The sequence below is a fragment of the Staphylococcus sp. 11-B-312 genome (assembly GCF_016743055.1).
GTDB lineage: Bacteria > Bacillota > Bacilli > Staphylococcales > Staphylococcaceae > Staphylococcus > Staphylococcus ureilyticus.
The window spans coordinates 1,879,300-1,901,289 of the sequence record NZ_CP068241.1; the positions used below are offsets into that span (position 1 = coordinate 1,879,300).

The following is a 21,990-nucleotide window of genomic DNA, read 5'->3' on the forward strand; positions in this document are numbered from 1 at the left end:
CTTTCATTTCAATATCAGTTTACACTCATTATAATATTGTACCACTTTTCACAATCTGTGTACGTTTTTCAGCTTATTTCATGTAGACAATTTTTACGTAAGTTGACCTTTACAACTTCTTCTATTAAAATTAATTTGATAAAAATTAATTATATTAAAAGAATTCGAGGTAAATCATTATGGCATCTCAATACCAACAATATTCAACAGTCAGAAAATACTGGCACTTAATGCGGCCACACACATTGACTGCTGCAGTAGTTCCAGTTTTAGTAGGTACTGCAACTGCAAAAATATTCCTTCTAGGTAGTGAAGATCATCTAAAGCTTAGCTTATTCATTGCTATGCTAGTGGCATGTTTACTTATCCAAGCAGCTACAAACATGTTTAATGAATACTATGATTTTAAAAAAGGCTTAGATGACCATACTTCAGTAGGTATCGGTGGCGCAATTGTACGAAATGGCATGAGTCCAAAATTAGTCATGAACTTAGCCATAACATTTTATATTATCGCAGCGATTTTAGGTATATTTATCGCTTCCCAAAGTTCATTCTGGTTACTACCTATTGGGTTAGTATGCATGGCAGTAGGTTACCTATATACAGGTGGACCATTCCCGATTTCATGGACACCTTTTGGTGAACTATTCTCAGGAATATTTATGGGTATGATAATTATTTTAATTGCCTTCTTTATCCAAACTGGTAACATACAAAGTTTAGCGGTATGGATTAGCATTCCAATCGTAATCACAATTGGTCTTATCAACATGGGCAATAATATCAGGGATTGGGTTAAAGATAAGGCAAGTGGTCGAAAAACATTACCCATTTTATTAGGGAAAAATAATGCTGTTCGCTTTTTAGCATTGATGTATATCGTCGCTTATTTGCTCGTTATCTATATCACTTTCTTTAAACCTGGTGGTTCGATTTTCTTCTTGCTAGCTTTATTATCTTTCCCAATGCCAATCAAAGCAGTTAGAAGATTTAAAAAGAACGACACACCTGAAACAATGATGCCTGCAATGGCTGCTACTGGAAAAACAAATACATTCTTTGGTTTCCTTTATGCATTAGGTATCTATATCAGTGCTTTATTAGGTGGGATTTAATAACACTCTGTATTTAATTTATTATATATACAAAATCGTTCTTCATTCATTTGATGAACGATTTTGTATTTTTACTAGTATATGCTAAACATGTACTAAGTGATAATGCATATGTCCATATAAATCAAATTCACTTTTAATTTCAAAACCTAATTTTTCATAGACACGTAATGCTGCAGTATTATCAACATCACAATTTAAACTCCATTTTTCATCTGGGTAGTTTGAAATGACATGTTTAATCAATTTCGTTGCTACACCATTTCCACGAAAATGAGGAAATGTTGCTACAGTTTCAATGTACCATTCATCATCAGCAGCCTCTTTCATCGGCATTGGTGTGCCATAAGATTTTATATCTTCCTCTAAATCCATGTCTAGCCATGCTTGTTCAAGTTCTAATTCTTTACTGCCAGGATATGCGATCAAACAGCCTGCAACGTTACCATCAATTTCATACACCCATACATTACTAATGTGCCCTCTATATTTTACATCTACCATGCTTTGTTCCATTATATTTAGCAAACGAAATTTTTCGACTTCCTTTACCATATCGATATCTAATTGATTCCAAATGATATAACATAATTCTGCAATATCTTTTTTGTCACTAGGCTTAGCTTTTCTAATCATTTTATTTCTCCTTTATTTATTACGATTATTAATTCCATTATATCTGAATCAATTTAAAATTTCGATGTAACAACAACCATATAATTCAAATTTTGTCACATTGTTTTATTTGTTCAATTTCACTATTTAAGAGATAATTAATACAATAATCTAGAAAATGAAAGGACATTATACACATGAAAGTAAACAAAGTTATATACGTCGTACTTGCATTTCTTTTGGGTTGGTGTGGCATACATAAATTTTACTCAAACCAATTACTACAAGGTATTATACATTTAATATTTTTTTGGACTGGCATCCCTTATATTATTGCTATCATTAGCGGGATATTAACAATTTTCTTTAACAAAGCAGATGAAAATGGTCTCATTACCCTCGAAAAATAGTTTTATACTAACTTGCTAAAAAATCCCTTACATTTTCATTACACTTATAAAAAATGGGTAAAGGTATGTAAGTAGCATGTATGAGTTTCGTTTAGGAGGTAAAATTTTATGAATATTATAAAACGTGTTTTTAGAACACTGATTGTCGGTTATATTGTAAGAGGAATTAGAAACTTAATAAGTAAAAAAACAAAATAAATTAAAGCCCCACTTCTCTATTTATTGAGTTAGTGGGGCTTATGCATGAGCTAGATCAGGCAATCCCTAATACCACTTCTCTATTTATTGAGTTAGTAGGATTATGCATGAGCTTAGCTCAGGTAATCTTTAATACCACTTCTCTATTTATTGAGTTAGTGGGGCTTATGCATGAGCAATGATGCTCCAGTCACATTGCAATAACGGAAAACAAATCCATATAATAATAAATCTCTCTCTTTTCTGCACCCATCCACATCTAAATTATTCATTTAAACTTACTTTTATGTTTTACTGAAAAGCAATTACTATTTGCTAATGTTGTCGCATAATTTTTATTACGTATTTATCGAAAATTAACCGGACGTAACAAAAAAAGTTAAATCAACGTATTATTTACATCAATTTAACGGGAATTCGGCATTACCTTTACCGTCTTTTAAATCTTCCATTTTGTTACGTTATAATGCTGCACCGACTTTGCCAGCTTCTTCATAGAATTTTAATGTTCGTCTATCTGAATTACCATTATGTAATTTTTTTCTATACTCCATTGTTCTACTTGTATTAATAATTGATCTAGTGTGTTCGTAATTTAAATATTCTTCCTTATCTAACAATATTGTTAGATTTTATATATTGCTTCAAATTTATTTTTTAAGTGTTTTAATTGCTTTGGAGGTGATTATATTGAATCAATCTAATAAAAATCAAAATATTTTATTATCACTAAGTTATTTCAGTGTGTTTTTCGCACCAATTATATTTCCAATATTCGTTTGGATATTTGCTGAAAAACCAACTTCTACTCATGGTAGAAAAGCATTATTTAATCACATTTGGGTATATATTTTCTTATTCTTTGCAAATCTAGGTTTCATCTTTTCTCGAGAAGTTTTCGATAAACCTTTTGACAATCAAGAAGTAATATCTAATGTTTCATTCGGTATAGGCATTTTTTTATTACTCATTGCTGGCATTATATTTCTTTTCAACATCATTCGTGGTATCAAATTGCTTACGGATAAATAATATTGTCCCATCCTTAACTGGATGGCTTTTTCCATCTTTATATTCTCTCCCTTTCATCGTCTACATGCTACAATCTATCAATACTGCCGTGACATTAATTACAAATAAAGCAGCTATAAAGACTTTAAAAAAGTTCTTGTTAGAAACAATGTTGATAATTTTACATCACTTTTGATAAGACATACCCATGCATCAATATATTAAAGTAAAGAATTTTCAATGCCATATATTAGTAAAAGATTAGGTCATGCAAATATTGAAATTACTTGGTGAGTATATAATCATTTGCTTGAATAATTGAAATCACAGGAAGATGATAAGCTACTTAAAGCCTTTAATTTCTAGCTGGACAACTCAACGGACAAAAAATTTTAAAAGTGTTCAAGTCGTCCCATGTTGACAAAAATTTATAGAATTCACTTTTGTATATTTTTCATAAAATAAAAAGAACGCTGATTTAACAACGTTCTTTTGTTATCCAAAGTATTTACTTGAAATGATTTTTCTGTTTTTACGGAAACAGTTAAAGCCGAAAACGATAAAGCTATTCAAGCGTTAGAAAGTATGGAAACTCACACCAATGCGTTGGCGTATCTTGTAAAATCTATATAACTATTGGCGTTTCATCGTCTTAAAAGTTCATTTAAGACACTTAGCCAAACTTATCCAACTATAATAAAAACCTGTCAAATCAACGTTTTACTCACGTCAACTTAACGGGATTATCTAATTTACGGAAACGGAGGGCATTTGTATACTTTCGGATATAATCGAAAACCGCATAACTAAAGGATTTTTGAATATATACTTTAGAAAGAAATAGAACGAAATAGAAACGTTTTGACACGTATTTGACACGCGACCCACCAATTAAGGTGGGTTTATTTGTGCATAAAAAAAATAGGGCAGACACCACTATGTGCCTACCCAAGTATGATTACGTGGCATCTACATTATACCACACTTTATGAAATTGTTCCCCATAAAGGACCTACACCATGATTAGGCGGAGCTACGCCATTCCATTCTCTTATTGGAAGATAATAAGTTTTACCGTTCCAATCATATGAAATCCAAACATGGCCATCTTGCAGCATTACCTCTTTGTATGTTGGAGTATATCCTCCAGGTTGAAAGTCATAAGCATACGGACAACTTCTAAATGGACCAACGGTACGTACTGCGATTGGAGAGTTACCGTTTGTGAATACTGCTTTCTCACTCATATACCAAGTGCCATAGCTATTGCGTTTCCACGCACCAGCTACAGTTGATTTAGTATTACTTGATGCGCTAGTACCTTTGGCAACAGTTGCAGTAGGTACTTTTCCTGCTTGGTAAGCCCTAATTTGCTTAATAAAATAGTCTTTAAGTTTAAGTTGTGTAGCTTGTGAAGGTACACCTTGTGTTAGATAAAGTCCGTATAATTGTGTAAAAGTAAAAAGGCCATATAACAGTCCTTTTACGGTACAATGTTTTTAACGACAAAAACATACCCAGGAGGACTTTTACATGACCCAAGTACATTTTACACTGAAAAGCGAAGAGATTCAAAGCATTATTGAATATTCTGTAAAGGATGACGTTTCTAAAAATATTTTAACAACGGTATTTAATCAACTAATGGAAAATCAACGAACAGAATATATTCAAGCAAAAGAATATGAACGAACAGAAAACCGACAAAGTCAACGAAATGGCTATTATGAGCGCAGCTTTACGACACGTGTAGGCACGCTAGAATTAAAAGTACCCAGAACACGTGATGGCCATTTTTCACCCACAGTGTTTGAACGTTATCAACGAAACGAAAAAGCCCTCATGGCTTCAATGTTGGAAATGTATGTATCAGGCGTTTCAACTCGTAAAGTATCAAAAATTGTGGAAGAACTTTGTGGTAAATCCGTCTCTAAGTCCTTCGTTTCTAGCTTAACAGAACAGCTAGAACCTATGGTTAACGAGTGGCAGAATCGTTTATTATCAGAAAAAAATTATCCTTACTTAATGACCGATGTACTCTATATAAAAGTACGAGAAGAAAATCGAGTACTCTCAAAAAGCTGTCATATAGCGATTGGAATAACCAAAGATGGCGACCGTGAAATTATCGGCTTCATGATTCAAAGTGGCGAAAGCGAAGAGACCTGGACAACATTTTTGAATACCTAAAAGAACGCGGTTTACAAGGTACGGAACTCGTTATTTCTGATGCGCACAAAGGATTAGTCTCTGCCATTAGAAAATCCTTCACCAACGTAAGTTGGCAAAGATGCCAAGTTCACTTCCTAAGAAATATCTTTACCACCATTCCTAAAAAAAATTCAAAATCTTTCAGAGAAGCTGTTAAAGGAATTTTTAAGTTCACAGATATTAACTTAGCGCGTGAGGCTAAAAATCGATTGATTCATGATTATATCGATCAACCAAAATATTCAAAAGCTTGCGCATCATTGGATGATGGATTCGAAGACGCCTTTCAATATACCGTACAAGGAAATTCCCACAATCGACTAAAGAGTACCAATCTAATTGAACGACTGAATCAAGAAGTACGCAGAAGAGAAAAGATTATTCGCATCTTCCCCAATCAAACATCAGCCAATCGCTTAATTGGAGCCGTTCTTATGGACCTACATGATGAATGGATTTATTCTTCAAGAAAATACATCAATTTTGATAAGTAGAAATGGTAAAAACATTGTATAGCATTTTACACAGGAGTCTGGACTTGACTGAGTTTATGGAAGAAGTTTTAATTGATGATAATATGGTTTTTGATATTGATAATTTAAAAGGATTTCTTAATGATACCAGTTCATTTGGGTTTATAGCTAAAGAAAATAATAAAATTATAGGATTTGCATATTGCTATACACTTTTAAGACCTGATGGAAAAACAATGTTTTATTTACACTCAATAGGAATGTTACCTAACTATCAAGACAAAGGTTATGGTTCAAAATTATTATCTTTTATTAAGGAATATTCTAAAGAGATTGGTTGTTCTGAAATGTTTTTAATAACTGATAAAGGTAATCCTAGAGCTTGCCATGTATATGAAAAATTAGGTGGTAAAAATGATTATAAAGATGAAATAGTATATGTATATGATTATGAAAAAGGTGATAAATAAATGAATATAGTTGAAAATGAAATATGTATAAGAACTTTAATAGATGATGATTTTCCTTTGATGTTAAAATGGTTAACTGATGAAAGAGTATTAGAATTTTATGGTGGTAGAGATAAAAAATATACATTAGAATCATTAAAAAAACATTATACAGAGCCTTGGGAAGATGAAGTTTTTAGAGTAATTATTGAATATAACAATGTTCCTATTGGATATGGACAAATATATAAAATGTATGATGAGTTATATACTGATTATCATTATCCAAAAACTGATGAGATAGTCTATGGTATGGATCAATTTATAGGAGAGCCAAATTATTGGAGTAAAGGAATTGGTACAAGATATATTAAATTGATTTTTGAATTTTTGAAAAAAGAAAGAAATGCTAATGCAGTTATTTTAGACCCTCATAAAAATAATCCAAGAGCAATAAGGGCATACCAAAAATCTGGTTTTAGAATTATTGAAGATTTGCCAGAACATGAATTACACGAGGGCAAAAAAGAAGATTGTTATTTAATGGAATATAGATATGATGATAATGCCACAAATGTTAAGGCAATGAAATATTTAATTGAGCATTACTTTGATAATTTCAAAGTAGATAGTATTGAAATAATCGGTAGTGGTTATGATAGTGTGGCATATTTAGTTAATAATGAATACATTTTTAAAACAAAATTTAGTACTAATAAGAAAAAAGGTTATGCAAAAGAAAAAGCAATATATAATTTTTTAAATACAAATTTAGAAACTAATGTAAAAATTCCTAATATTGAATATTCGTATATTAGTGATGAATTATCTATACTAGGTTATAAAGAAATTAAAGGAACTTTTTTAACACCAGAAATTTATTCTACTATGTCAGAAGAAGAACAAAATTTGTTAAAACGAGATATTGCCAGTTTTTTAAGACAAATGCACGGTTTAGATTATACAGATATTAGTGAATGTACTATTGATAATAAACAAAATGTATTAGAAGAGTATATATTGTTGCGTGAAACTATTTATAATGATTTAACTGATATAGAAAAAGATTATATAGAAAGTTTTATGGAAAGACTAAATGCAACAACAGTTTTTGAGGGTAAAAAGTGTTTATGCCATAATGATTTTAGTTGTAATCATCTATTGTTAGATGGCAATAATAGATTAACTGGAATAATTGATTTTGGAGATTCTGGAATTATAGATGAATATTGTGATTTTATATACTTACTTGAAGATAGTGAAGAAGAAATAGGAACAAATTTTGGAGAAGATATATTAAGAATGTATGGAAATATAGATATTGAGAAAGCAAAAGAATATCAAGATATAGTTGAAGAATATTATCCTATTGAAACTATTGTTTATGGAATTAAAAATATTAAACAGGAATTTATCGAAAATGGTAGAAAAGAAATTTATAAAAGGACTTATAAAGATTGATTATATAATATATGAAAAGCTATTATAAAAGACATTAGTATTAAATAGTTTAAAAAATGAAAAATAATAAAGGAAGTGAGTCAAGTCCAGACTCCTGTGTAAAATGCTATACAATGTTTTTACCATTTCTACTTATCAAAATTGATGTATTTTCTTGAAGAATAAATCCATTCATCATGTAGGTCCATAAGAACGGCTCCAATTAAGCGATTGGCTGATGTTTGATTGGGGAAGATGCGAATAATCTTTTCTCTTCTGCGTACTTCTTGATTCAGTCGTTCAATTAGATTGGTACTCTTTAGTCGATTGTGGGAATTTCCTTGTACGGTATATTGAAAGGCGTCTTCGAATCCATCATCCAATGATGCGCAAGCTTTTGAATATTTTGGTTGATCGATATAATCATGAATCAATCGATTTTTAGCCTCACGCGCTAAGTTAATATCTGTGAACTTAAAAATTCCTTTAACAGCTTCTCTGAAAGATTTTGAATTTTTTTTAGGAATGGTGGTAAAGATATTTCTTAGGAAGTGAACTTGGCATCTTTGCCAACTTACGTTGGTGAAGGATTTTCTAATGGCAGAGACTAATCCTTTGTGCGCATCAGAAATAACGAGTTCCGTACCTTGTAAACCGCGTTCTTTTAGGTATTCAAAAAATGTTGTCCAGGTCTCTTCGCTTTCGCCACTTTGAATCATGAAGCCGATAATTTCACGGTCGCCATCTTTGGTTATTCCAATCGCTATATGACAGCTTTTTGAGAGTACTCGATTTTCTTCTCGTACTTTTATATAGAGTACATCGGTCATTAAGTAAGGATAATTTTTTTCTGATAATAAACGATTCTGCCACTCGTTAACCATAGGTTCTAGCTGTTCTGTTAAGCTAGAAACGAAGGACTTAGAGACGGATTTACCACAAAGTTCTTCCACAATTTTTGATACTTTACGAGTTGAAACGCCTGATACATACATTTCCAACATTGAAGCCATGAGGGCTTTTTCGTTTCGTTGATAACGTTCAAACACTGTGGGTGAAAAATGGCCATCACGTGTTCTGGGTACTTTTAATTCTAGCGTGCCTACACGTGTCGTAAAGCTGCGCTCATAATAGCCATTTCGTTGACTTTGTCGGTTTTCTGTTCGTTCATATTCTTTTGCTTGAATATATTCTGTTCGTTGATTTTCCATTAGTTGATTAAATACCGTTGTTAAAATATTTTTAGAAACGTCATCCTTTACAGAATATTCAATAATGCTTTGAATCTCTTCGCTTTTCAGTGTAAAATGTACTTGGGTCATGTAAAAGTCCTCCTGGGTATGTTTTTGTCGTTAAAAACATTGTACCGTAAAAGGACTGTTATATGGCCTTTTTACTTTTACACAATTATACGGACTTTATCTTGTGTTACTGGGTCAAAACCAGTATGCAGTTTCATTGATCTGTGAGGGCAGCTAGTTTGTGAAAATTCCATGTGTAATCGAATTGTATTTCTGTTTGCTTTTAACCCCCACTTATTTAATAATCTTGCAGCTTCTTGGAAGCTCGCTTGTTCATTAGCTAGAAACACTTTATCACTAGCACCAATAGATTGACATATCTCAATGCCATATGAATTTTTGTTACCATTCTGGTTAGCTGTGTGCCACCCTATTCGGCTTTCTGGTAATGCTTGATAAACTGTATTACCACTGATATATGAATGAGCTATACCAGCTTCTAAACGTGATAAAGGTGCATTAACTAATCCACGATGATAAGCTTCTGCAGTAGCGCCTACACTGCCTGCATCATTGTGTAACGTTATTGAAGTTGGCTTATATCCACGATTAGGTAAACGATAACCTTTCACTTCATCACGTATATAACTTAATTTCTTCATTTTCTTTTTAGCTGTTGTTTTCTTCTTGGTGGCAGTTTTAGTAGCAGATTGTGTAGAAACCTTTTTCGCACTCTCTGATTTATAATGTGGGCGAATAAACCACATAGGAAAATCGTAATTATGAACAATTCTTTGAGCTACCTCTGTTTTTGCACTTCCCCCACCAAACCAATTTTGATCTAATGATTGGAACTGCATATATTTACCATCATAATTACCTTTTGTAACAATAGCTACGTGACCATATCCACCACCATAGTTGCGATTGAACACAACAATGTCGCCTTCTTCTGCTTTGAAACTAGGTGTGTTGTTGTACACGGTAGCTTCACCATTGAAGTTATTCACGTTAGGAATGTCAGCAGCACCAGCGCCTTTCAACCCATGACCAAATAACTGATGCCAGTATTTGTTTGCCAAATCGAAGCATTGCCCGTTACATTATATTTAACGCCTTTCCCTGTAGTAATTTCTTACTACGCTTGTATAACATTAAATAGCTCTACAAAAAGAACCTTACGCTTTCACGCAAGACTAGACTATATCATTATCCTTGATATTCTTCGTATTTATAATTGGTATTGTGTTTTTTATTGAAATCAATGATAAATTGTTTTCTAGCATTGACTGCTTCTTCTAATGTTTTATAACTTCCAATATAAATGATTTTTCTATTATGACTTAAATTTACTTGATAGGTTTGGTTTTTCTTTCCGAAATGAACGCCAGTGTAACCGCTATTATTGTTGTATTTAGCTCTATTGTTGCTATTTTCTTTATGCGTTACCCATCTGCAATTTGATGGTTTATAATCGTCATTGTTGTTAATTCTATCCAATTCTGCACCTTCAAAATAACTCGGAGCCATATCGTTATAAAATTTCATAAAATCTTTATCCCATTCATCGCAAACTTTTATATTACGCCCTCCATATCTATCATAAGCATGGTAAGATTTGTCTCTACATCTGGATTTTATACCTTTCCAAACATTATGCAGATGAGTGCCTGAATAACCATGTTTTTTAAACCTTTCTGAAGCTAGTTTTCTTTTTAAACAGCCACAAGATTTTGTCCTACCATTTACGATAGTTGTACCTAATGTAATAAATTTCTCGTTACAATACGGACATTTTACTTTAAACTTTCTTTTACCATTTTTATCAACATGAGAAAATTCTAATATCTCAATACCATTATAAACTTCGCCAACTTTCGCTCTAATTCCTCCCATAATCAAAACAACCTTTCCACATGAGTTGTCTTAATTATACTATAAGAATATAGATAAGTCATCAAGGATAGCCTCCGCTGTCCGACAATTGTCGATACTTAGTCGTTGAACGTTCCCACACTGCTACCATGCAGGCTTCGCTGCTGATTGCCCTCGTCTTATACGTTAGGGTTTCCCAGCAATTCAAAGGCTTTTACATGGGCTATGCAATAATTAACCCATAAACTCCATCGAAATCCCAGCCTTTACCTTCTAGTGAATACAAATATTTAATAGCTTCTTTTTTAGTTAATTTAGCTACCATCTTCATCACTCACTTTCAATACTTCATCATCGTGGTAACGACTAGCACCACGTTTCAATTCTTCATCATATTCATAATCCGCAACATCAAATTCTACTTCGTCAGTGTCATCAGTGAATGGTTCAGATGTGTCAAATTCTTCGGGAGTTAATTCTTTTCGTTCTGGTGTAACTTTTTCGTCACTAACCACTTTCTGATACTCAACTGGATTGACATTTTCATCACGTGGTTTTGTGTAAGTCTTAGTTATACCACTGTCTTTTACACCTTTTGTAGTAGGGTCAGTAACAACACCTATACCAACTAAAAACGTAATGATTGCACCTATCAATCCACTTACTTGTTCAATCTGTGCAGATAAATCAACGCCAAATGCTTCCGTTATTTGCTTAATGAATAGTAAAATCGCACCCACAATAGCTGTAAGTGTTGCTTTATTTTTTAGTCTTAATATAAAATTCATAGTTTACCTCCATAATAAAAAGCCACCCCGTTAGGAGTGACTTTAGTTATTTATATATAAAGGACGCTGGGAAACGCCCTGTGTTACATTGGGACATATGGTTGCCTTAAAGTTATAAAACATCACCTTTAATCAGATTATTTAATTTCAATACTCATAGACATTAAACAGTTCTATTTTTTCGTTTCCGTTGTTTATATTTGTATCGTGTCCACTTATAGTTTCGTTCTTAATGTAAATATACTTTTGAACATAAGTTCCGTTAGCAGAACCAAGCACAAGTTTTATCCCACCACTATTAGCGATAGGAATGTGAATTTTGGGTATATACTCATAATTAAAATTACTATAAGCACCCACATATTTAAAAATAAGCAACCATCCATTTTTACAATCTAAAATAGGCTTGCTAGGTGTTACTCTTTCCCCAGCACTCAAAGTGGTATTCCCTTCCCATATTTTGCCTGTTGTTGGTTCGGCTTTCAAAAGGTTAATGTTATCTTCTATTTTGTTTAGATCATCATCAACTTCTTTTTTCCATTTTTCCACATTTTTTCCACTGTTCATTATAACGTTTTCGGAAAGCGTAGTAGGGTAAATTTTTTTAAAATCTCCGTTATCCTTGTAGTTAATTTCCATACAATCAACCTTTCATTTGTATGTTAAAATAATCTATTTCAGGATATTTAGGTATGCCAGCGCCAAACAATCTTTCATCACCTATTTTTTCTGAATTGACATACATTCTTTGTAATATTTTATCTCGACTTTCACCATACTTTTCTTTATATAGTGCATACATTCCCATAGTTATAGGGCTTGCATAAGAAGTACCTGTACCAACTTGATATTTTGAACTGATATCCACATTGTTATCTATATCAGTTAAATTTACCGAAACGCCACCGTTAGAAAAATTTATTCCTCTCCCTATTGAACTTGTAACATATCTAGTTTTGTCAGAATTTATATTTGCTGTTGTTACAACAAACGGGTATTTAGATGGAAATGCAATTGTGGAACTTTCATTATCGTAAAGTGGTTGTGAGTTCCCCGCACTACAAAAAATAGCTATCCCTTCATTGTAAGCGTGTTCAAAAGCCTCTCTCCTTGCTAAAGAATCAGTACTACTAGAAAATGAACAGTTTATAGCATCCATTCCATTTTCTATGCACCAATCTATAGCTTTAATTTGTGCGCTCCAAATGGTTCTGTTTATCGTGCCATTCCCGTCATCAATTCTAACAGCATAAAGCGAAACGCCTGGCGCAATACCTGCCATTCCTTTATCGTTATCTTGCATTGCAACTGCACCTGCAACTTTTGTTCCATGATTAATAGCTAAGTTGTGGTTATACGGCATATTTTCATCATAAGCATTATACCCTCCTAATAATTTTAAATCCTCGTGATTTTGTACTCCACTATCTACAATAGCTACTTTTATCCCTTTTCCAGTTATACCTTCTTTGTGAAATTTTCTTGCTTCTGTCAAATCTACTGCATATGATTGTTTTTGGTTATTTTGTGTCGTTTCACCTTGCATTACATCACTTTTATCTAGTTCAATACTTTTTATTTCAGAATTCCTTTTTAATTCTAAATACTGATTTTCACTTAAATAACATGTAACGATATTCGGCAAATTTTTATAAAAACGAATATTTTTTACATTTATTTTTTCAAACAAACTTTCGGTTGGAGCTTCGCGAAAAACAATCAAATATTTGTTCATTCAATCACCTCAAACCACACAACCGCTTTTTCAGGTTGATTTTTAGATACAATAATAGTATCTTCCCCACGATCGCCTTTTTCACCTTTGTCCCCTTTTTCACCTCTAGCGCCATTCAAACCATCTTGCCCATTGAAACCTCTAGGACCTTGTACTCCTTGTGGACCTTGCTCACCAGTATCACCTTTTTCACCTTTAAACAGTTCAGGATTACTATCCAAATGCTTAACTACATCTGTGTTTAAACGTTGTTCGAAATTATCACCTAATAACTCAATTGCATTATCTCTCACAATTCTACGAACCGCATTATCAACAAGATTTACACTAATTTCTTTTTCAACCGCACCTTCTACACCAGAGTCAAGAATGTTAAACGTAAAATTAGCAACGTGAACAGCTTTATTTCCATTTTTTAGAAACAACTTACATCGTACTAAACCAACATGTTTAATAACTTTTTGTGGTATTTTATATTGAATCAAACCTAATTCTTCATTTATAGTGTCTAAAGGTTCATCAAGGAATATAGAACCATCAGCTAAAAATAAATCTAGTTGTGGTTTAAGTTTGCTTGTTTTTAAATTAAGTGTTTTACCATACCATTTAACGTAAATCCTGATTTGCGCTGTATCTTTATCTTCACTATAAAAATTAGCACTGCTCTTTTTTACTTCTACAGTTTCGTTGTTTATGTTAGCTGTAAAATCTGAATTTTTAAATATAGCCATTTAATCACTCCCTTGTATAATAAAAAAGCCGACACATGAGCGCCGACTTATTTAAAAAAGATATTTGCTACTAAAGTGATGAGTGGTACTAATACAACACCAGCAAATCCTAACCAGTAGCCAATTACTTCTCTGTTTCCTTTTGCTTCTGCTTCTACAGTTCCTTGCAAATTTTTAATTTCTTTCTCATGACTTTTTGTTTCATATTCTAAATCAGTAACTCTTGTTCCCACCGTCGATAATGATTCACTCATTTTTTCTAAGTGTTTCTCGGACCTGGATTGTGATTCAAATGCCTTCTCTTGTAGCAATGTCTGTCTATCTACTTTATTCAACAAACTATTAAAATTGTCTGTGTGTTTGTTATCTACTTCGTTTATGCGTTCGTGTATCTTGCCTCTTGATTTTTCCCACTCGTGTCTTAGCACATATTTATCTTCGTCCATAAATACCCAAACCACCTAAGAAACCGACAAATCCTAGCCATGCCGTCATGATAAGCATTTGTGCCGGTGTTAGCCAATTAAGTGCATTATATACACTCGCTGACGACATTAAGAAGTGTATAATAGCACTTCCTACGCCTCCTACTAACATAAAACAGTTTGAAGTGTTATTAACAGACCGTTTACCAAAGAATAGACTTGATAGAATCAGACAAGTACCAAACATAAGTAGTATTAAACCCCATATCCAAATAGGCATGACTTCGTTTAGCGCTCGGTAAAAATCACTTTCGTTAATAACCTTTTCTTGGCTTATGAGCCAATAGACACCTCGTATATCTACAAACACACCTAACCCAAACAAAGATAAAGTGGCTAGTTTATCTTGTATTGTAAAGTTTTCGTTCATGTGTTCACCTACTTTCTATAAAATAAAACCACAAGCCTAAGCCTGTGGTTCTTCTGGATAATCATCACCAGTAAATGATTTATATTCTTCACTTGTTAAAATTTCATTATCTACTAACTGCCTTAAAGTAAAATCAGTATAAATATTTTTATCATAGAAATACTGAATATCCTCTAAGTTAATAATGTTAGGCGTGTACCCAACATGTTTTTTTACATATGCTAAATTTAGTAATAAGTTAGCAGCATACCTCGTGAGTTTGAGGTTATCTTTTTCTATCTTGTTAGATCTATCAATCACTTCTTCAAATTTTTGATTTTGTGAGTTGATAGCTTCTTCTAATCTTTGTAAATCACTATTCTTCAACGGAGGTTCAGAACCTATCCATTTTTGCTTATCTTCATCAAAATATATTGGATAGTACATCCCTTCATTTGGTGGTATCTTTGTATAAGGTTGAGAGGGATAATCCCAATTACTAACTACTAACTTAGGCGATCCATCGTATAAATAAACTGTTTCTGCCATTAAATACCAGCTCCTACATCATCAATTATCCAAGACACTTCACCTATAATGTAATGACCAGGTTGCCATTTGGCAGTGTCGTTAGTGTTTAAATAAACTTTTAATTGGCCGTCAACATCCGCCACTAAAACAGCAGGGTTCATCGTTACTGGTGTCCTTACATAAAAGTTTTGTACTTTAGGCACATGTCCTTTTGGTATAGAGCCAATCGTCATTTGTGTCGTGATGTTATTTACATACACTCTCAAATAACATTTTTTCACACCGTTTGTAGTAATCACTCTGTATTGATTACGTATAGACGTTTCTTGGTCTATACCTAAAGGAACAGCGTCGTTCATAACTTCCCAATTAATCCAACCTGTATCGTTGTTCTTGGCTTCAAATTCTTCTGCGTTCATTACACGTTTCCAACCCATAAAACGGCCATTTGGATTATCTACATTTTCCGTGTGGACAGTAGCCAAAAATTCATAATTATATTGATTTTGCACTAATCTTATTTGTTTACGTTTGCCGTTACCTTCGTAGACATCAATAGCTGCAATATAGTCGCTACCATTCATTGATTGTGGTGCGTCTACAGTCCATGCATCACTTGGAATGGTTGCTTCATAGAGCCCTGGTGGTAAATCTAACACACTATTGTAGCCACTTGCTTCTGAGCCTAAAGTGCCTAACCATTGACGAGTGTTATCGTTTGTAATTTTTTTCCACTTAGACCATCCATCATTTCCAATTTTTCTTGTCATATAAATATTTTCTGAATTCCATGGTTGGTATGTTAAAACACCATAACCACCTCTGATTTTGAAACCCACATAGCCACTGACAAGTTCAGGACCATTCACTGGTGTTGTAGCATATATCATTTCACTCTTAGTTAAATAATCATCAATATTATTAAAATCAAAATTAGCAATAGTACGGAGAGTACCATCATCTTGTGTAAGTTTATGTTTCTGCCAATTAGTCGTATCTTTTTGATTTAGTTCCTCAATACTTTCTTTAGCCTGTATTGCTTTATTGTTGATTTCTTCAACACTGTTATCTTTTAAATCGTTTAACTCTTGTCTGTAATTATCAGCTAAAGCATTAATCTCACTAATAACTTGCGAACTTCTATCATTTAACGATTTCATACCACTCTGGAATGTATCATCCATTTGTGTTACGTAGTCATCGCCGTTAGCTAATGATTCTTCAATATACTGAACTCTATCTTCGATACGTTCTCTTAAATCTTCAAATGTACGAATGTAGTTTACCTTGTCAACTGCAGGTATAGTTGTAAACATACTGTCTTTGATAGTAAAGCTAAACTCAACTTCTGTTATCATATCTTCTTTACCATGAACAGTTATCCATACTTGTCCTTTAACACTTCCTGTGTGTGTTAGAAATTCTTTGGGAATCGTATATTTAACTTTTCCATTTAATGGATCAACCACGTGTGCAGTATCTACAATATAAGTTCCATCCTTAGCTTTAAGCATTAAAAAACAATCAACATTTTCGTCACTCACTTCGAGTGGCTGTTGATTGCGTGTAATGTAGAATATTAAGTCGGCTGTTCCAATATCGCTGTCATAAAATGTGATATTCGTATTACCAATAGGGACGTAATTCGCCGATGTTTCTAATTTAATTTTTCCTTCTTTGTTATACATTTAACCACTCCTTTTATACGTCATACCATTGTGACCATTTACCTTCTGCGAATGTTCTTCGTTTCATTCTATAATTTGCAGATCTTGCAAATGGCACAGCTGTTTGGAAAGCTGTTGCTGCATCATCAAAACTTGCATAAGTTACGTTATATTGAGTTACTATTGAACTTGATTGATTCGGATAAGGTGACCCTTTAGCGTTTTTTGGTACATGATATGTTCCACCACGTTGCAAGTTGTTACAATCTTTCACACTTCTAGGTGCAGAGAAATTATCTGCCAGCTCTCTATTGTGTAACTGCATAGCGTCATCTGTTACTCTAAACCATGTTCTTGAAGTATCGTAATCCCAAAATCTGAACTCATTAGGTTGCATGTAGAATTTCTTCTTAGCATTTTCCCCGTCCATTGTTACAATTCCTGTATAATCGTTATAATTTCTTATTCTCAACTCATTAGAATTTACTTCATTCCAAGTTGTAAGTAATCCATACAGGAATTGGAAATTATTTCTCAAATCTCCGATATCTTCATATGCTTTTTGGATGTCTTTATCTCTGATTTGTCTTGGGTCTTTGCCTACATAGATAAAGTCTAGTAATTTACGTTCAGATTTATTATTATTGTCAGATGGTTTGTTTAACATTCTTGAACGTAATACAGCTGACGAACTGCCACCACCATCTAAATTGTAAGCAAATTCTATATCTCCATAATGACTAAACAATACTTCGGTTACTTCGTTTAAGGTCATACCTTTTTGATGTAAGGTGCTTCCTGTAATTCGACCATCACAAGTGAATATTAAAATATCTTTATTTGGTAATTGAGCGATAACCGTACGTGGATGAGATGCTTCACTGTTAGGACTGTAATCACCTTCTGTGTACACTTTTTTTCCTTCCATAATTAAAGGACCAAAACCGCTAAATGTGTTGTTATAACCTTTATCCTTGATTTCTTTAGCTGTGATATTTGGTGGAAAAGAAGTTAATGTATTATCATCTGCCATTGCTAAAGTCCATCTATCTTTCAATGGAGCATAGTCTTTCACACTGTCTAATATTTGACCGTTGTAGACTTGTTGACCATGCAACTTTAATTGGGAGCCACTTCCTGTACTAGCATTCGCTACAAAAGTTGCACTTGTTTGTTTTGCAAAATCTCTAGCTGTAATATGGTCAGGTTTACTAGGATTACTACCTGAAATACCTTTTCTTAATTTGATTAAATTACCATCACTATCTCTATGTGGAATGCGTACGATTTTATATGTTGTATCAAATTTACGGCCGCTCACATAACTTATTTCATTATAATAAGCACTTTCTTTAATTTGTCCTTCATGTTTTTGCGCCATATTATCGGCTTGTGTAGCAACATCATCAATCTTAGCAAAATCTTTCATTAATCTATCTTGTGCTAAATCATGAACAGTGCCGTCCATTCCGACACGAATATCTTTAACCTCTGCAGAGCTATTTTTACTAGCCCCATAAATTTGATTGTTAATACGACCCGATAAAACATCTACTGTTTGATTTAGTGGTTTGCCGTTATGATCTATTTGTTTTGACGTGTGCGCTTTTACTTCTTGATTTTTATGATTATCTACTAATTCTGATACCAGCTGTCTATCTTTGTTTAAAGTTTTAAAATTACTTACCAAATAACCTCTGAATTCATTATTAAGACTATAAGGTAAGTTCTCATATAAATTTGCCATTCACTTCACCCTCTCTATTCAATCCAAGTAAATTGTGCATAAATCCAATTGTCAATTGATTTTGCTGATTGGTCAGCTTTATCTATATAGACGTTTAATTTTCCATTACTACGAATTTCAACCATGATAGGTTGTTTTCCACTGCCAGAACGTGAATAAAATACTTGCGTATTGCTCATGAAACCAGTAGGGAGTTGTGCTATTTGTTGTCCGTCAACAAAATCTCTTAAATTAACACGTATCATTTTTAATCTAATTTGATTACCGTTGCCAAATATACTTGGGTTTAAGATGACTTCTCTTATCCCACAGTTAAACCCATCACTAGAATATAAACTATTTTTTTTCACATCTATATGGGTATCGTATTCTTTCCATCCAGTGTCAAATATGAAATCACCTAATATTTGTGCAACTTGCGTTAAACCCTCTGTATATTCTTCCATACCGTCAATAGCATCTAAATGCGTCTTAGTATAAACATATTCACCATCGCTATTTCTAAATTGAATAACATCAACATCTTTACTCACTTAATACCACACTCCCTACTATGTCTTTATCTAAACCAATACCAACAGAAGTCGATACGCTTGTTGTTTTGTTTGGTTGATTTATTTGTTTGATTTTGCGATTGATATTTTGTTGAATACTGATAATGTCTTGCTTAGCATTGCTAAATTCAACATCAACTGGTTCGTTGACTAAAGGGTGTGGCTCTGTGATTTTTACAACTTTTAAATCAGTGTTATATCCTAACGGTTCATGAACGAAATGAATAATATTATTTTCTTTTATCTGTTCATAGCCTAAGTAGTTAGTAGATAATTCAACAGTAGGTTCATCTTGCAATTCAGTCTTTAATTTTTCGGTAAGTTCTTGTTTGTCTAACACATTATCGTCAAATACTGTAGGCGCTTCTGCATGACCAAAAGTTTTATAATTGGGTGATTTGTATTCAGATTTATAATGATATAAATCATCGCCACTTAATACTGCTGTTAAATTTAATATATTTTGTTTTTCCGTTCCAACATAACCAATAGGCTTTTTGTCTTTGTAGTTAAGACTTTTAATGCCACCCTTGAATACAGCTTTAAATTTGTGTTTGCCTTTACTCAAATTCTTTGCAATAACTATGCGTTCGGTTGTAGCAGTACGAGAAAAACATTCGAATGTGTCAACAAATTCATCGTCTAAGAAAACATCCCATATACCGCCTGCAGTTCCTTTTTTAAGGTTGTATACTAAAGTTTCGTTACCCCATTTGCAGTCAAATTCACGCTCATAGTAAGCCCCAACTGTTTCTGTACGCCAATTACCCTTTTGAATGAAAGTACCTTTAAACGTCATCTGTGGTGTTTTTATAGGGCTGTAGTTTTTGGTTTCTTTAGTCGTTTTCTTTTTACCATAACCTCGAATAAACGTTTTCAGCTCTGTAGTTGTTACGCTAGCACTAACTTCATCGGTATTGTATTTGTAACGAATAACTTCTTCTGCCATTTTGTAAAATTTGTTTGGTTTATATATATAAATCTTTTTATTATCTGCAAAGTATATATAATCAAACAATTCAGCACCTTCAATTAGATATTCCATACCGTTTTTATTACCTAATTCGTCTATAACGATACGATTGTCGAAATTTCCAATGATCTCATAAGTAAAACCTAACTTATTGCCACTGAAACCAAATTGAAGATATTGTTCTAAGGTGTATGAGGGTTTTTCTTCATCTGTATTCTCCTCGCTATTCATTTCTTCATTTTCTAAATCTTTGAGTATATAGTGGTTTTGAAATTCCATAAAAATATGCTTAGCAGTCACTTCGACCGTAAGCATTGTATTATCTGATTTAATTTGTGTTTGCTTGATTACATATTTTTGACCCTTCCACAAAACAATGGCCTCATTCTGTAGCATGTTGAATACATCAGCGTTCATGTTAGTTTTATAAGCAGTGAAAGAGATTGATCGTTCGTTGTTTATTTCATATTCATATTTGAATGAACTAGGGTCGAAATCAATAAGTATTTCACCACGTGTCCCTTGTCTGTCTTGTACAATTATTTGATGCAATTCTTTCACCTACCTATAAATAAAATTAAATATAAATTCAATGTCTATTTGTTCGACACCATCACCTTCAATAACGATGTTATTTTCTCCTGGTGCTAGTGTGATATAGCTATAGTTTGTATCTACGCCAACTCTTTTTTTATCTACATAAGGATAAACACCATTTAAAACAAAAGCTTGTGATTTTTTAAGTTTCTTTTTGTACTCGAATACATCTTTTGTCGTTTTGTTACGTATCTTAAATCCGTTAGGGGCTTCTGCAGACAATTTAATAATCAACTTATGTCGCATAAGTGGGTCTATGACATCGGTCGAACCATTGTATATTTTGAAACTTTTTGTTTTATGTTTATACTGTAGTTTTTCAGCTAATTCTAATCCTTGTTCGAATTGAACACGTTCCTGCAACAATTCAATGTCGTTAGTATCCCTTAACGATTCTGAATAACCTTTTACAACCACAAAAGTAACTTTAAATGTAGCAAACGAATGCGTTAAATCTTCGTTTTCGTTACTATCACAATAAACTAAATACTTCTTACCTGGTGCATCTGAATGCCAAATATAATAAGGCACACGTCGGAATAAAATGTTCCTTAATTTTTGTTTTTGCAGTATTAAATCTTTAGTATCTAATCCTCTGAAAGAAAAGTTTAAAACCAAATTAAAAGGACCGAACGTAGTCGGCCCCATTAGTACACCATCAGTACCATTGATTTCAGTTGTATTTGCTTTAACTTCCACACCTTCTTCTATATGGTCAAGAAATCTTAAATAAGGTGTGTCTGTCAGTTTAATATCAAAGTTATCATTAAATAACCTTACTTCTTTTTTCAA

The 21,990-nt window shown here is 32.9% G+C and carries 21 protein-coding genes and 4 pseudogenes; 7 read left to right on the forward strand and 18 right to left on the reverse strand.

What is annotated here, in order from left to right:
* The first annotated feature begins 179 nt into the window (after nt 1-179).
* The gene (locus tag JG554_RS08925) at nt 180-1,118 is read left to right on the forward strand and encodes a 1,4-dihydroxy-2-naphthoate polyprenyltransferase (RefSeq protein ID WP_064209416.1); all 939 of its coding nucleotides are present in this window, start codon (nt 180-182) and stop codon (nt 1,116-1,118) included.
* 84 nt (nt 1,119-1,202) lie between these two features.
* On the opposite strand, the gene JG554_RS08930 is transcribed toward JG554_RS08925, so the two are convergent.
* Nucleotides 1,203-1,754 (reverse strand): GNAT family N-acetyltransferase, encoded by a 552-nt coding sequence (locus tag JG554_RS08930; RefSeq protein ID WP_107360211.1) that lies wholly within the window; start codon nt 1,752-1,754, stop codon nt 1,203-1,205.
* Between the two features lie 176 nt (nt 1,755-1,930).
* Here JG554_RS08930 and JG554_RS08935 point away from each other — a divergent pair, with 176 nt between their 5' ends.
* On the forward strand, nt 1,931-2,143 hold the full coding sequence (locus tag JG554_RS08935; RefSeq protein ID WP_046208085.1) for a TM2 domain-containing protein: 213 nt from the start codon (nt 1,931-1,933) through the stop codon (nt 2,141-2,143).
* A gap of 108 nt (nt 2,144-2,251) precedes the next feature.
* Nucleotides 2,252-2,341, forward strand: a complete 90-nt coding sequence (locus JG554_RS13375; RefSeq protein ID WP_019469096.1) for an SAR1012 family small protein — start codon at nt 2,252-2,254, stop codon at nt 2,339-2,341.
* Between the two features lie 464 nt (nt 2,342-2,805).
* Here the strand turns inward: JG554_RS13375 and JG554_RS13380 are convergent.
* Nucleotides 2,806-2,936 (reverse strand): annotated as a pseudogene (locus JG554_RS13380) (MazG-like family protein); the annotation flags it as partial.
* Between the two features lie 95 nt (nt 2,937-3,031).
* Here JG554_RS13380 and JG554_RS08940 point away from each other — a divergent pair.
* On the forward strand, nt 3,032-3,373 hold the full coding sequence (locus JG554_RS08940; protein WP_203265232.1) for a magnetosome magnetite crystal formation protein family: 342 nt from the start codon (nt 3,032-3,034) through the stop codon (nt 3,371-3,373).
* A 965-nt stretch (nt 3,374-4,338) separates the two neighbouring features.
* On the opposite strand, the pseudogene JG554_RS08945 reads toward JG554_RS08940, so the two are convergent.
* Nucleotides 4,339-4,752 (reverse strand): annotated as a pseudogene (locus JG554_RS08945) (SH3 domain-containing protein); the annotation flags it as partial.
* Nucleotides 4,753-4,885: 133 nt separating this feature from the next.
* Here JG554_RS08945 and JG554_RS08950 point away from each other — a divergent pair.
* From JG554_RS08950 to JG554_RS08960, 3 genes and pseudogenes are all read left to right on the forward strand, one after another.
* Nucleotides 4,886-6,057 (forward strand): annotated as a pseudogene (locus JG554_RS08950) (IS256-like element IS256 family transposase).
* Between the two features lie 44 nt (nt 6,058-6,101).
* Nucleotides 6,102-6,506 (forward strand): GNAT family N-acetyltransferase, encoded by a 405-nt coding sequence (locus JG554_RS08955; RefSeq protein WP_000134308.1) that lies wholly within the window; start codon nt 6,102-6,104, stop codon nt 6,504-6,506.
* Complete coding sequence (locus JG554_RS08960) at nt 6,507-7,946, forward strand: bifunctional aminoglycoside N-acetyltransferase AAC(6')-Ie/aminoglycoside O-phosphotransferase APH(2'')-Ia (protein ID WP_001028144.1); 1,440 nt, start codon at nt 6,507-6,509, stop codon at nt 7,944-7,946.
* Nucleotides 7,947-8,074: 128 nt separating this feature from the next.
* On the opposite strand, the gene JG554_RS08965 is transcribed toward JG554_RS08960, so the two are convergent.
* From JG554_RS08965 to JG554_RS09035, 15 genes and pseudogenes are all read right to left on the reverse strand, one after another.
* Nucleotides 8,075-9,247, reverse strand: coding sequence for an IS256-like element IS256 family transposase (locus JG554_RS08965; protein ID WP_000195429.1), 1,173 nt, complete (start codon nt 9,245-9,247; stop codon nt 8,075-8,077).
* Nucleotides 9,248-9,348: 101 nt separating this feature from the next.
* Nucleotides 9,349-10,260 (reverse strand): annotated as a pseudogene (locus JG554_RS08970) (N-acetylmuramoyl-L-alanine amidase); the annotation flags it as partial.
* A gap of 115 nt (nt 10,261-10,375) precedes the next feature.
* Nucleotides 10,376-11,062: an AP2 domain-containing protein gene (locus JG554_RS08975; protein ID WP_192948081.1), complete on the reverse strand. Its 687-nt coding sequence runs from the start codon at nt 11,060-11,062 to the stop codon at nt 10,376-10,378.
* A 293-nt stretch (nt 11,063-11,355) separates the two neighbouring features.
* Nucleotides 11,356-11,829 (reverse strand): phage holin, encoded by a 474-nt coding sequence (locus tag JG554_RS08980; RefSeq protein ID WP_107520603.1) that lies wholly within the window; start codon nt 11,827-11,829, stop codon nt 11,356-11,358.
* A gap of 147 nt (nt 11,830-11,976) precedes the next feature.
* Nucleotides 11,977-12,468 (reverse strand): hypothetical protein, encoded by a 492-nt coding sequence (locus JG554_RS08985; protein WP_107520604.1) that lies wholly within the window; start codon nt 12,466-12,468, stop codon nt 11,977-11,979.
* A 4-nt stretch (nt 12,469-12,472) separates the two neighbouring features.
* Nucleotides 12,473-13,564: a S8 family serine peptidase gene (locus JG554_RS08990; RefSeq protein ID WP_203265233.1), complete on the reverse strand. Its 1,092-nt coding sequence runs from the start codon at nt 13,562-13,564 to the stop codon at nt 12,473-12,475.
* Nucleotides 13,561-14,295: a BppU family phage baseplate upper protein gene (locus JG554_RS08995; protein WP_203265234.1), complete on the reverse strand. Its 735-nt coding sequence runs from the start codon at nt 14,293-14,295 to the stop codon at nt 13,561-13,563. Before JG554_RS08995 ends, JG554_RS08990 begins: the two co-directional genes overlap by 4 nt.
* Nucleotides 14,296-14,342: 47 nt before the next feature.
* Nucleotides 14,343-14,741, reverse strand: coding sequence for a hypothetical protein (locus JG554_RS09000; protein ID WP_203265235.1), 399 nt, complete (start codon nt 14,739-14,741; stop codon nt 14,343-14,345).
* Entirely contained in the window at nt 14,728-15,150 is a 423-nt protein-coding gene (locus JG554_RS09005) for a hypothetical protein (RefSeq protein ID WP_203265236.1), read from the reverse strand. The genes JG554_RS09000 and JG554_RS09005 overlap by 14 nt, the downstream gene beginning before the upstream one ends.
* A 36-nt stretch (nt 15,151-15,186) precedes the next feature.
* Nucleotides 15,187-15,678 carry an XkdX family protein gene (locus tag JG554_RS09010; RefSeq protein WP_238394757.1) on the reverse strand — a complete coding sequence of 164 codons (492 nt, stop codon included), beginning with the start codon at nt 15,676-15,678 and terminating at the stop codon, nt 15,187-15,189.
* Complete coding sequence (locus tag JG554_RS09015) at nt 15,678-17,348, reverse strand: phage baseplate upper protein (RefSeq protein ID WP_203265237.1); 1,671 nt, start codon at nt 17,346-17,348, stop codon at nt 15,678-15,680. Before JG554_RS09015 ends, JG554_RS09010 begins: the two co-directional genes overlap by 1 nt.
* A 13-nt stretch (nt 17,349-17,361) precedes the next feature.
* Nucleotides 17,362-19,074 carry a phosphodiester glycosidase family protein gene (locus JG554_RS09020; protein ID WP_203265238.1) on the reverse strand — a complete coding sequence of 571 codons (1,713 nt, stop codon included), beginning with the start codon at nt 19,072-19,074 and terminating at the stop codon, nt 17,362-17,364.
* Between the two features lie 14 nt (nt 19,075-19,088).
* A complete protein-coding gene (locus tag JG554_RS09025) occupies nt 19,089-19,607 on the reverse strand; it encodes a hypothetical protein (protein ID WP_203265239.1) in 519 nt (172 codons plus the stop codon).
* Complete coding sequence (locus tag JG554_RS09030; RefSeq protein ID WP_203265240.1) at nt 19,600-21,153, reverse strand: phage tail protein; 1,554 nt, start codon at nt 21,151-21,153, stop codon at nt 19,600-19,602. The genes JG554_RS09025 and JG554_RS09030 overlap by 8 nt, the downstream gene beginning before the upstream one ends.
* 9 nt (nt 21,154-21,162) lie before the next feature.
* Entirely contained in the window at nt 21,163-21,990 is an 828-nt protein-coding gene (locus JG554_RS09035) for a phage tail domain-containing protein (protein WP_203265241.1), read from the reverse strand.

Excerpts from the sequence above, each read along its gene's own strand:
- JG554_RS09000 (WP_203265235.1), bottom strand. The coding sequence starts at position 14,741 with ATGGACGAAGATAAATATGTGCTAAGACACGAGTGGGAAAAATCAAGA.
- JG554_RS09010 (WP_238394757.1), bottom strand. The coding sequence starts at position 15,678 with ATGGCAGAAACAGTTTATTTATACGATGGATCGCCTAAGTTAGTAGTT.
- JG554_RS08980 (WP_107520603.1), bottom strand. The coding sequence starts at position 11,829 with ATGAATTTTATATTAAGACTAAAAAATAAAGCAACACTTACAGCTATT.
- JG554_RS08935 (WP_046208085.1), top strand. The coding sequence starts at position 1,931 with ATGAAAGTAAACAAAGTTATATACGTCGTACTTGCATTTCTTTTGGGT.
- JG554_RS09005 (WP_203265236.1), bottom strand. The coding sequence starts at position 15,150 with ATGAACGAAAACTTTACAATACAAGATAAACTAGCCACTTTATCTTTG.
- JG554_RS08960 (WP_001028144.1), top strand. The coding sequence starts at position 6,507 with ATGAATATAGTTGAAAATGAAATATGTATAAGAACTTTAATAGATGAT.
- JG554_RS08985 (WP_107520604.1), bottom strand. The coding sequence starts at position 12,468 with ATGGAAATTAACTACAAGGATAACGGAGATTTTAAAAAAATTTACCCT.
- JG554_RS08925 (WP_064209416.1), top strand. The coding sequence starts at position 180 with ATGGCATCTCAATACCAACAATATTCAACAGTCAGAAAATACTGGCAC.
- JG554_RS09020 (WP_203265238.1), bottom strand. The coding sequence starts at position 19,074 with ATGGCAAATTTATATGAGAACTTACCTTATAGTCTTAATAATGAATTC.
- JG554_RS13375 (WP_019469096.1), top strand. The coding sequence starts at position 2,252 with ATGAATATTATAAAACGTGTTTTTAGAACACTGATTGTCGGTTATATT.
- JG554_RS08995 (WP_203265234.1), bottom strand. The coding sequence starts at position 14,295 with ATGGCTATATTTAAAAATTCAGATTTTACAGCTAACATAAACAACGAA.
- JG554_RS08965 (WP_000195429.1), bottom strand. The coding sequence starts at position 9,247 with ATGACCCAAGTACATTTTACACTGAAAAGCGAAGAGATTCAAAGCATT.
- JG554_RS08975 (WP_192948081.1), bottom strand. The coding sequence starts at position 11,062 with ATGGGAGGAATTAGAGCGAAAGTTGGCGAAGTTTATAATGGTATTGAG.
- JG554_RS08990 (WP_203265233.1), bottom strand. The coding sequence starts at position 13,564 with ATGAACAAATATTTGATTGTTTTTCGCGAAGCTCCAACCGAAAGTTTG.
- JG554_RS09015 (WP_203265237.1), bottom strand. The coding sequence starts at position 17,348 with ATGTATAACAAAGAAGGAAAAATTAAATTAGAAACATCGGCGAATTAC.
- JG554_RS08930 (WP_107360211.1), bottom strand. The coding sequence starts at position 1,754 with ATGATTAGAAAAGCTAAGCCTAGTGACAAAAAAGATATTGCAGAATTA.